General features: G+C 40.9%; 12 protein-coding genes and 2 pseudogenes. 10 read left to right on the forward strand and 4 right to left on the reverse strand.

The annotated features are described in order from the left end of the window. From ACE1AT_RS03290 to ACE1AT_RS03320, 7 genes and pseudogenes are all read left to right on the forward strand, one after another. Nucleotides 1-104: pseudogene (locus ACE1AT_RS03290) on the forward strand (IS5/IS1182 family transposase); the annotation flags it as partial. Between the two features lie 27 nt (nt 105-131). Beyond that, entirely contained in the window at nt 132-542 is a 411-nt protein-coding gene (locus tag ACE1AT_RS03295) for a hypothetical protein (protein WP_374865882.1), read from the forward strand. 352 nt (nt 543-894) lie between these two features. Beyond that, the gene (locus tag ACE1AT_RS03300; RefSeq protein WP_374865883.1) at nt 895-1,401 is read left to right on the forward strand and encodes a hypothetical protein; all 507 of its coding nucleotides are present in this window, start codon (nt 895-897) and stop codon (nt 1,399-1,401) included. 6 nt (nt 1,402-1,407) lie between these two features. Then, the gene (locus ACE1AT_RS03305; protein ID WP_374865884.1) at nt 1,408-3,066 is read left to right on the forward strand and encodes an IS1182 family transposase; all 1,659 of its coding nucleotides are present in this window, start codon (nt 1,408-1,410) and stop codon (nt 3,064-3,066) included. Between the two features lie 136 nt (nt 3,067-3,202). Next, nucleotides 3,203-3,736, forward strand: a pseudogene (locus ACE1AT_RS03310) (hypothetical protein). 21 nt (nt 3,737-3,757) lie between these two features. After that, complete coding sequence (locus ACE1AT_RS03315) at nt 3,758-4,279, forward strand: ParA family protein (protein ID WP_374865885.1); 522 nt, start codon at nt 3,758-3,760, stop codon at nt 4,277-4,279. A 1-nt stretch (nt 4,280) separates the two neighbouring features. Then, complete coding sequence (locus ACE1AT_RS03320; protein ID WP_374865886.1) at nt 4,281-5,444, forward strand: ParB/RepB/Spo0J family partition protein; 1,164 nt, start codon at nt 4,281-4,283, stop codon at nt 5,442-5,444. 346 nt (nt 5,445-5,790) lie between these two features. On the opposite strand, the gene ACE1AT_RS03325 is transcribed toward ACE1AT_RS03320, so the two are convergent. Then, nucleotides 5,791-6,066, reverse strand: coding sequence for a GTP-binding protein (locus ACE1AT_RS03325; protein ID WP_374865887.1), 276 nt, complete (start codon nt 6,064-6,066; stop codon nt 5,791-5,793). A gap of 605 nt (nt 6,067-6,671) precedes the next feature. After that, nucleotides 6,672-7,388 (reverse strand): LuxR C-terminal-related transcriptional regulator, encoded by a 717-nt coding sequence (locus tag ACE1AT_RS03330; protein ID WP_374865888.1) that lies wholly within the window; start codon nt 7,386-7,388, stop codon nt 6,672-6,674. Nucleotides 7,389-7,476: 88 nt separating this feature from the next. Between ACE1AT_RS03330 and ACE1AT_RS03335 the strand changes: the two genes are divergently transcribed. Then, on the forward strand, nt 7,477-8,115 hold the full coding sequence (locus ACE1AT_RS03335; RefSeq protein WP_374865889.1) for an HD domain-containing protein: 639 nt from the start codon (nt 7,477-7,479) through the stop codon (nt 8,113-8,115). A 439-nt stretch (nt 8,116-8,554) separates the two neighbouring features. After that, a complete protein-coding gene (locus ACE1AT_RS03340) occupies nt 8,555-8,983 on the forward strand; it encodes a DUF6010 family protein (RefSeq protein WP_374865890.1) in 429 nt (142 codons plus the stop codon). Here the strand turns inward: ACE1AT_RS03340 and ACE1AT_RS03345 are convergent. Together ACE1AT_RS03345 and ACE1AT_RS03350 are read right to left on the reverse strand one after the other, a co-directional pair. After that, a complete protein-coding gene (locus tag ACE1AT_RS03345) occupies nt 8,945-10,060 on the reverse strand; it encodes an ABC transporter permease (RefSeq protein WP_374865891.1) in 1,116 nt (371 codons plus the stop codon). The two genes, ACE1AT_RS03340 and ACE1AT_RS03345, sit on opposite strands and share 39 nt — an antisense overlap. A 62-nt stretch (nt 10,061-10,122) precedes the next feature. Then, nucleotides 10,123-10,245, reverse strand: a complete 123-nt coding sequence (locus ACE1AT_RS03350; protein WP_374865893.1) for a hypothetical protein — start codon at nt 10,243-10,245, stop codon at nt 10,123-10,125. Here ACE1AT_RS03350 and ACE1AT_RS03355 point away from each other — a divergent pair. Next, nucleotides 10,223-10,447 (forward strand): transposase (locus tag ACE1AT_RS03355; RefSeq protein ID WP_374865892.1); only part of this gene is annotated, 225 nt, incomplete at its 3' end. The genes ACE1AT_RS03350 and ACE1AT_RS03355 overlap by 23 nt on opposite strands.

Here is a 10,447-nt window from a genome sequence, read left to right on the forward strand (position 1 = left end):
TGGGATGTCGCCGATTAGTTCGAGACTATGAGTTGTTGCCTGAAACATCCGAGACTTTTATTTATCTTGCCATGATACGCATTATGGTGAGGCGATTAGCATAATTTTTAACTCCGAAAAACTTTTCAAACATGCTCTTAGATAATTTTGAAGAAGTTATAAAAATTTACCGTCATCGTATGGGAATTGAGGCAATGTTTAAAGATTGTAAAACCGGGGGTTATAATCTTGAGGGTAGTAAAGCTAATACTCACCGCCTTACCAACTTGATTTTACTAATAGCAATAGCTTATACAATTTCGACATTAAAAGGTAAGTTGATTAAACAATCAGGATTTCAAAAATATATATCTAGACTGAATGAAGTTAAACGACGTTCAAGAAGACACAGTAATTTTTGGTTAGGTCTTTACGGTAATTTATGGATTATTGCCTGGGATTTTTTAGGAGATATTGTCCAAGATATTATCAATATAAACCGTCATAAAATTTTCAATTACCAAAAGGGTTTAAGAGCTATGTCAATACTAAAAGAAGCTTGATTATCATAATAATCTGACTGTAGTCATTGTTTTTCACTAATTATTTCAATCATTTTTTATATTAATAAAAGCCCTAAACTTCAAGTTTTTTGTTGAAAAACAAATCAACCAGGAGTAGGAGAAACCGCTGTGCGGTTTCTCCTACTCCTCCCCAAAAGAATGATTATCATTTTTATTTGTACCTTGATTATATTCGCAGCTTCAAAACTCTAAACCCTTGTTGAATAAAGGTTTTCGGGTGCTTGTCACCCCTTGAGCTCAATCTCCCTTCAAGCATCAACTCTTCCTAGTAAACAAGCAGTAGCAGGTAACTAGGTAACTGCTACTGGTTTTTCATATCAAAAAGTAAATTATGGCTCAAGCAATTGAACGCGAAATCAATCAACTCACGCTCAAAGAGTTAAGCTTAGATGCTGCTAAACTTTGGTCACAGATAGAAGAAGCAAGCGAGTTAGGCGAAGAAAGTAAAATAGAACAACTCGTACAAGAACTTATGGGTGTTCAAGATGGTATCGAAACCAAAATTGATGCGATCGCCTGGGTAGTTGACCAGTTAAATCTTGACCTTGAAACCTGGGAAGAAAGAAAAGCACGAGTAGCCGAACTCCACGACCAGGTAATCTCACGTCGTAAAACTCAACTTGAACAAATCAAGCGTACCCTGATCCATCTGCACGAGATTGGATTAATCAGTGACAAAAATATTGGTAAGGAAAGGGTAATTGAAATCAGGGATAATCCGCCCAAAGTCACTAACTTACTAGTAGGGGTAAATATCGGGAAGACACTGTTGGCGAATTCAAATAGGACATCTCAAAAAGGAGTAGGATCAACAATAAATTCCTACAGTTGGGCATGAGTCAATATGTCGATACATCCCCAAAATATACCTGACATACCCGTTGAAACTGTACAGGTGGCTCGTGCTGCCTTTCCCAAGGGAAATATTTACCTACAGATACGCGATACATTGGGCGGTATTTATGAAGATGAAGCTTTTGTAGAGTTGTTTTCGCAACGGGGACAACCAGCAGAGTCCCCTTGGCGACTAGCACTAATATGTGTAATGCAGTTTGTGGAAAATTTATCAGACCGACAAGCAGCAGACGCAGTGCGGGCGCGAATTGACTGGAAATATGCCTTAAGCTTACCGTTAACAGACAGTGGCTTTGATTTCTCCGTTTTATCTGAGTTTCGGACTCGGTTGGTGAACTCTGGTATGGAGCAAAAGCTACTGGACATACTTTTGAGCCAGTTACAGTCAAAAGGATTATTAAAAACCCATCGACGACAGCGCACAGATTCAACTCATGTGGTGGCAGCAATCCGCTCCCTGAATCGACTGGAAACATTAGGAGAAGGAATGCGTTCCGCCCTCGATAGTTTAGCAGTAGCTGTGCCAGAGTGGTTAACTGCCCACATTCAACCAGATTGGTTTGACCGCTACGGTCGTCGTGTAGAAAACTATCGCTTACCTAAATTGGATTCAGAGCGAGAAGCTTTAGGCAGTACGATTGGCGCAGATGGATTAACTCTACTAGAAGCAATTTATACATCAACATCGCCAGATTGGTTACGCCAACTGCCTGCCGTGGAAACTCTTCGTCAAATCTGGGTACAGCAATTTTATGCCCCACAAGAAGATGGATCGGTAAAATGGCGTAGCGTCAAAGATATGCCACCATCAACATTGGCAATTCACTCTCCTCATGATGTCGAAGCGCATTATAGTTCCAAGCGCAGCGTCAATTGGGTTGGCTACAAAGTACACATGACGGAGATTTGTGACGAAAATAGCCCTCGTTTCATTACAAATGTTCACACGACGCTATCCACTATTACTGATGAGCAGGCAGTCCCACCGATTCATGAAGCACTAGCTCTTAAAACATTGCTGCCAAAAGAACATTTAATGGATAGTGGGTATACTGCTGCTGAGTATTTGGTCAACAGCAAGACTGATTATGACGTAGAAATAATTGGGCCAGTGCGACCAGACCCCAGTTGGCAAGCAAAAGCAGGTCTTGGATTTGATACAACTAATTTTGTAGTGGATTGGGATAATAAAGTAGTTACTTGTCCACAAGGACATAAAAGTACCAAATGGATACCAAGAAGCGATGTCAAAGGTCAAGCCATCATTGACGTTCGATTCTTGGGCAGTACCTGCCGAGCCTGTCCGGTACGTTCAAAGTGTACCCAATCAAAAACTCAACCACGGGAATTAAGTCTTCAGTCTCAAGCACGTCAAATTGCGCTTCAGTCACGGCGACAACAACAGCAGACACCTGAATGGAAAGAAACTTACAACCAGCGTGCAGGCATAGAAGCAACACATTCACAAGGTATCAGGCGCTCTGCCCTGCGCCGCTCTCGCTACATCGGATTGGTTAAAACCCATCTTCAGCATATTCTCATTGCTACGGCACTGAATTTAGTCAGGTTGGATGCTTGGCTTAGTGGGATACCCTTTGCCAAAACTCGCTCGTCTCGCTTCAAACAGCTACAAAATACACCTTCTTAATTAAAAATCCAACTATATTTCACCGTGTATTACATGGAGAAATCTCACCTGAGAAATCCCTCCTTCGGTGTAATACGCAGTTGATTTTTTCGATAAAAGTTTGTAGACTTTCCGTGTAATACATGGAAAAAGTTTTATGAAAAAGATCAAAAGGGATATTCAAGGTAAGTTTACACTCAAAAATGATGACTATCGTGAAGTACGTTCTTTGCGACTAACAGATGATACTTGGAAGAGGTTAGGTATTGTTTCTGAATGTTTGGGATTAACCAGAGCAGATTATTTGGAGGAAATAATTAAAAAGCAGTCTTATCCATGTAATACACGGTAAAATCAAGGTGATATTCAATTTTTCACATCGGCAGAATTAGAACCTCAACCAAGTATTACACGGGTAAAATCAGAAGTTTTCGCTCCGATTCGACTAGAAAACGAACTTCAACCGAGTATTACACGGCAGAGCGAGTTTCATCAAACATCTGATACCGCGATCGCCAAAAGCGCTCCGCAGCCCATCGCAAAACAGTCTGTTGGATTGCCTGTTGCAGAACTTGAAATTTTACGCGATCGCATTTTGTTGGAGCTGAAGTTAGGTAAACAAGCCACTGGTTACAAAGCGGCACTTAAAGCTCTCAATCGTTTCATTGCTGAATTAACTACAAGCGCATAGTCTTTTGCGAATTCGCCAACAGTGTCTTCGCTACTTTTACCCCGTTTAGAAGACTATCCCCTAGATGCCGACCTAATCATCTTCGATACTCCAGCCTCCTTAGAACCAATGGGACTGATGGCACTAGCAGCTAGTACTCATGTCCTAGCTGCAATCAAACCTGAATACAAAGACACTGGCAGTTTTGCCGATCTGTTGGATTGGTATTATAACAAGGTGGATGAACTGAGACTACGACCAAAACCATCACTAGTAGGATTTGTTCCGACTCGTGTTGATCTATACGAAGTTGGTACACATCGAGACATTTTAGGATTGGACAAGAAAGGTAAGCCTAGAAAGGACATCGCTTTAACCGAAACTTTACCCTCGGTCATTCAACAAATGGGGATTCATTGTTTCCCATATATCCGGGAATCAAACTACTATTTAAAAGCTTGTGGTGTCGGTCTGCCTCTGCATTTGTATCGGCCCGGATGTGAAGTGTACAAAGACTTTGATCCGATCGTCAACCAACTTATCAAACTTATGGTGGAGGAATAAAATGGCAGCACCCAAACCAATCGGGATGAAGCAGTTGTTTTCAGAAGCAGGACAGTCCCAACAAATCCATCAACTTAAAGTCCAAATTGAAGAACTGGAGACAGAACTTACCCAACTCAGATCGGGAATGCTCAATGCTGAAGAAAAAGCTGCATTAGAGGAACAAGTTAAAGGCTTAACAGACCAACTTGCCTATAGTGGAGGAGTCCATGAAATTGAGATCCAACGAATCAAACCTGATCCTGAGCAACCAAGACAAACATTTCCTCTCTACCAACTCCAAGAACGTGCTGAGAGTCTCCGGCGTCATGGGCAGAAAACCCCGATTGTGCTGATTCCCCAACCCCAGTCAGAATATATCCTGTTTGATGGAGAACTGAGGTGGAGAGCAGCGCAATTAATTGGTTGGCACACGCTCAAGGCAGTTTTGTTACCAAAACAACAGATTTTAGCAGCAGAGGAAGTCTTTTTAGGGCAACTAGTCACCAGTATCCATAGCCAAAAACTACATGATCTGGATCTGGCAACAGCTTTGGTCAAACTCATAGTTTACAAGTATCCGGACTTGAAGCAGTTCCAAGCCGACATTCCAAAAACCCTCAACACTGCAATCACTCAACTGCGACGTGAGCAAAAGCACCTAGAACTGAATCAGATTCGATTGGCATCAGAGCAAGAGCAACAGGAATGGCTGGAGACAGCAGGTTTACGAAAAATTGAGGAATTAGAGGTGATTACGGTTCTTTTGGGTCTACAGCTCAATCCCATCTCAATTAATAACAATATTTTTCCTCTGATGAGTTTAGCATCAGACCTCAAACAAGTCATCCGTACTGAAGGACTAGAAAGCAGTAAAGCCAGAGAACTCAATAAGTTATCTGCTGAACAACTCAATGTTGACGAGGTTGAAGCACTTGCGCTCCGCGAGTCAATCACCCAAAAAGTTATTCAATCAAAACTCTCTTTAGGTGATGTTAAACGATTAGTTAACGATACTCTGGCTCAGTACTGCCCCAAGAAAGCAACTCAAGTGTCAAAAATTATTAAGCTCTCCAAAACAATCCAAGACTTTAAAGTACAGACTGCTGACCGGGAGGGGTTAATGTCTTTGCAACAAATTCTCACAGACAAACTAGCTGAGATCCAGCAAGCTCTCAAACAATAAATCCTCTTTTCTGAACAATACCTATTTCATTTAATTTATTTCTGGTTACGCGAATGGTGAGATATAAGGCGACTGTATTAATCTGAACTTCCCCCCGTGCAAATGTACTAAATAGCCCTTAAACCCTTGCTAAATAAAGAACCTAGCCTTTATGGGCAATATATGTGTACCCATGTAAGTGATAGAACAATTTGCACATCTGTGGTAAAGTGAAAAACGGGGGCCAACGCCTCAAACTCGCTCCGCAAGCCCCTTTGACAATTTGTACCCAGTAACAGGGAATCAAAAAACTTTGAAACCCGCTCTGGTCAACAGTTAGCTCTTTTTTCTTGGGGGGAAGTTCAGATTAATCATGTTGTACAGTCCAATTGCTCACACTCAGTTTAGCCATATGGAATTGATGGCATCGACTTAATTCCTGCCAGAGTTGCTTTGCATCCAGGTTGCGACCAATAAACACAATTTGGTTACTACGGTCAGTTGTCCACGTTTGGGTATCTAAACTGCAACGCTTACCGCTTAATTGAAATATGTGCTTCAACTGGCTTTCCCAAAACCAGAGAATGCCTTTACCCCGAAAGACATTAGTCGGGGTAGTGTTACGGGGGCGCCCCCGTAACACTACCCCTAGTCGGAAGGTTGTCTAAAAAATCCTGGAACTCAGGGCAAACGCACCTTAAACTGGCACAATTATGGTTGACGGTTAAGTAAATATATGTATTTCAATCCTAGATTGATTTTGATCATCCACAATCCGCCCTCCAGCACTTAAAACTACATGATGTTGTCATCCCCTTCACCATTTACTGTTTATCCAATTTTGGGGCTTTAGCGCCTAGCAGTTTTGCCAATTTCCTCTTGAGGACACACAATCATACGACTTATTCACGCTCTCAAATTAACCCAGAAACTTTCAATCCTTAACACTATACATATCTAATTGTTTCTGACAATAAGTAAACTTACTTGTGTGACACTTTAAGACTTTATTATTTTCAGTTTTTCTGGTTTGCGGTTTTCTCCTCTCAAACTTCAAGACTTTATCCCGTTTCTAAACTAAACCATAACTACGCTATTTCAAGGCTTTCAGGACTCTGAAACTTCAGGACTTTATTTTAAATGTACACCAACCAGGATCACCAAAAGTGGGAAAGAACCTAAATTTTCCAACGTTTGGTTCCAGAGTTGGATAACAATTATCGCATACTGCTACAAGTGATACATTGTTCAGCATGGGTATTTGGCAAAAATTTTTGCAACTAACTCTGTACGTGCAGAGACGTTAAGTTTGCGAAACATTCGTTTTAAAGCTTGTTTGACTGAGTTTTGAGTAATCCATAAATCAGCGCCAATCTCTGTATTTGTTAACCCTTGAGCTACAAGTCTGGCAATCTGTAACTCCCGTGGTGTAAGTTGTGTTGATAAAGGGAGATATGGTTGGGGCTGTAGTTCTAACATACCTAATGTGGCAGATATATGCATACAGAGAGTACCAAGCATTGCTATATCTTGACTGTTAAAGGCAGGTGTTGCACTGGTGCGAGCAAAGTTTACTAATCCCACGAGCTTACCAGAACCGACAATTGGTCCTGTCATTACATGTTCGTGATCGTATTGCAGACCGCAACCATTGATATAAACAGTACTGCGCTTCCAGCTTTCTTCCGTAAATAATACTTGCTCGTGAATTGGCGCATGATGGTTAAGTACATAGGCTCTTAGCGGATCGATGGTCACACCGTAATTAATATAGTAATCAATAAAACTATCAGGTAAACCTTTGATATCTATACTAGCCAATTGATTAGACTTGTTTAGCAGTGCAATACTCCAATGGTGAGCTTGAAATAATTCACCAACTCTGTCCATAAACCGCAACCGAAGTTCTAGTTCGGAAGGAGCAAGAGAAATCGCATTAATCAACAAGTGTAAAGTTCTGAGCATATTTACAAGTGTACTCAAGTGGGGACTATTGCAAATCTGGGATTGAACTTATTATGCATCTTAATCAATGACTTCGAGGAAGATGTATATGGTAACACTCAATGATATCGCCATTCCAGATAGCGAACTTGTTCAGAAAGCTACTAAGTTAGTAAAAGAAGTTTCTCCTGAATTTCTCTACAATCACTGTTTGCGAACCTTCGTATTTGCCGATTTAATTGGTCGGCAACAGGAGATGAAATATGACCGTGAATTACTGTATTTAAGCGCTGTAATGCATGATTTGGGCTTAACCGAGAAATTTGATGGTAACCAACGCTTTGAAGTGGACGGTGCAGATGCCGCAAAATCTTTTCTTGCTGAAAACGGACTGCCGGAAGCTAAAGCTGAGTTAGTATGGGATGCAATCGCACTCCATACTTCAATCGGTATCGCATCCCGGAAGCAATCGGAAGTAGCGCTAGTTCACATGGGGGCATCAATGGATGTAGGCGGAGTGAGACTACAAGATTTGCCCAGAGAAATAGTAGAACAAATTTTAGAAGCTTATCCCAGACTGAATTGTGGAGAAGCAATATTAGAACTCATCATTAATCAAGTCAAACGCAAACCTCGCGCTATAGCTTGCACCTGGATGTCTGAAATAGGCAGATGTCATATTCATGGATTTAAGTGCCCAACAATGGCTGATTTAATACTGAAAAATCCATTAGATAAACTTATCTAACCTGAGTTCGGGATAAAGAAAAGGACAAGCAGTAAGCTGAAAATAGCGTTAAATCCAGCAACCTGTCCCATTGAAGAAGAAGTCAGAAATAAAAAACAAGCTGATGTGTCTTCATTGACTTTACGGTACTACGTGTAATTGCTTGCTTTCTTTATCTAGCTGTTTAGTCCAAAGTCCAGTTCTAAGGCGGATGTTCAAGCAGCTAACTCGAATAGCACTAAGAAAAGCGCGAACCTATTATCTGACTGGCTTTTGGGTGTAAGAGTGTGAGGGTATAGGGGTTGCACGGTCAAAACTAAGAACTTTAGGAGAATACTTAACATACAACACTCTTTCCCTACACCCCATACCCCTACATATCTACACCCAGTCACAGCAAAAATTTTACGTTTTTTTAGTGACATTCGAGCTAACTCACTGATTAGTAAACGATACAACGATGATTATTGTTTTTTGGATATTGCTTGGTTTAGTAGGTGCGATTTCCTTTCTTGCCCTTGCCCAAATTCGTCCAAAACCAGATTCACAAATCCTAGCAATTGGGCTGGTTGTTACTGCATTTATCTACATCGGCTTTGCGATTGGAGGCGGTGCTAGCCAATTATGGATAATTATCGAAGTCGCTGGTTTTGGAATTTATAGCTTATTTGCCTTACTGGGACTGCGTTATTCAAACTGGTGGCTAATGTTGGGTTGGATGGCTCATCCACTTTGGGACATTGGGCTACATTTAGTCAATCAAGGTGCAGTATTTACTCCAGATTGGTATGCGATCGCTTGTGTTAGCTTTGATTTAGTTGTAGCAATTTACATTCTATTTTGGAAATGTCTACTGTTTACGAAACCTATTAATACTAATAGTCAATAACACAATGGCAAAGCCAACCAATGGTAGAACATTTATCCAAAGTAGGTCTAAACCAATGCCTTTGAGTAAAATTCCTCGAACAATAGTGATGTAATGACGTAGAGGATTGAGTAAAGACAGAACTTGAAAAAAGGGTGGCATAGCTTCGATAGGCGCAATTGCTCCGGAAGTCTGCACCATTGGTAGATTAATAAAAAAGGAAGTGAGTATCACTTGCTCTTGCGAGCCAGAAATTGTTGCCAACATAATACCCAAACTCATCGTTACAAACAGATATATGCTCGTCAGTTCAAAAAACAGTACAAAACTGCCCCGAAACGGCAAATTAAATACTAATTCTCCTAAGACAAGCGCTATTAAGACATCCCCCATCAGTAAGAACATTAAAGGTACAATTTTTGACAGCAAAATTTCCCAGTTAGTTGCCGGTGTCATCAGCAGTTGTTCGAGAGTTCCTGTATCTTTCTCCCGCACAACTATAACCGCTGAAACCAGTGTCCCTATTATGGTTAATACTAAACCCATCACTCCCGGCACAAAAAACCAACTACTTATTAGTCCTGGATTATAAAGAAACACCATTTGGGGTGATACTGGAAGAGTTACCTGATTTTGTTCCAAGCGTCGGTTATATTGTTGGATAATCTGGGTTATGTAACTGCGGGCAATACCAGCAGTATTCGCATTTACTCCATCAATGAATACCTGAATTTCGGCTGACTGCTGTGCCACCTGACGCGCAAATTCAGGTGGAATTATCACCCCCACATCCAGGTTGCCTTTTTCTACCAAGCAGCTTAACTCGTTTTCGCTGCTGGGTACAGATTCTAGGGTAAAAATTCGATTGGAGGTCATTGCCGTCACTAGTTCTCTACTTGTCGCCACATTGGCATAGTCAATAACTCCTAATTTAAGATTGTGTATATCAGGATTAAGCGCAAAGCCATAGAGTAATAACTGTAACGTAGGCGGTACAATCAGCATAACAATCACCTGCCTATTTCGCAGAATCTGATTGATTTCTTTGCAAACTAATGCCCAAAATGAACTATCCAATAATCGGTGAATAAATTTCATATTTTAAACTTTTCTAGCAACCAATACCTTCGCCAAAATAAAGAGGGCTTTCCGTAGTAGAGTTATTGTTTACCAGAACCATAACTCAGGAACCACAGAAAGCCCATGCCAGATATATTAGCACTATTGGAATGCTTGCAACGATACACGACAAGAACAACTTTGAGGCGTTGGAGCTTAATCATATCAGCGATGCTGGCAATGAGTGGAAGGATAACGATGCTGGGTATATCAAGGTGGTGTGGAAAAGGTGGAAGCTATAGAACGATACAGAGATTTTTTGCACAGTCATTACCTTGGGCAACATTGTTTTGGGTATTTTTTCGAGAACATATATTTTGCCAAAAAGAAACATACATATTAGCAGGAGATGAAGTAGTAGTAAGC

The sequence above is a fragment of the Pelatocladus sp. BLCC-F211 genome (assembly GCF_041928655.1).
Classification (GTDB): Bacteria; Cyanobacteriota; Cyanobacteriia; order Cyanobacteriales; family Nostocaceae; genus Pelatocladus.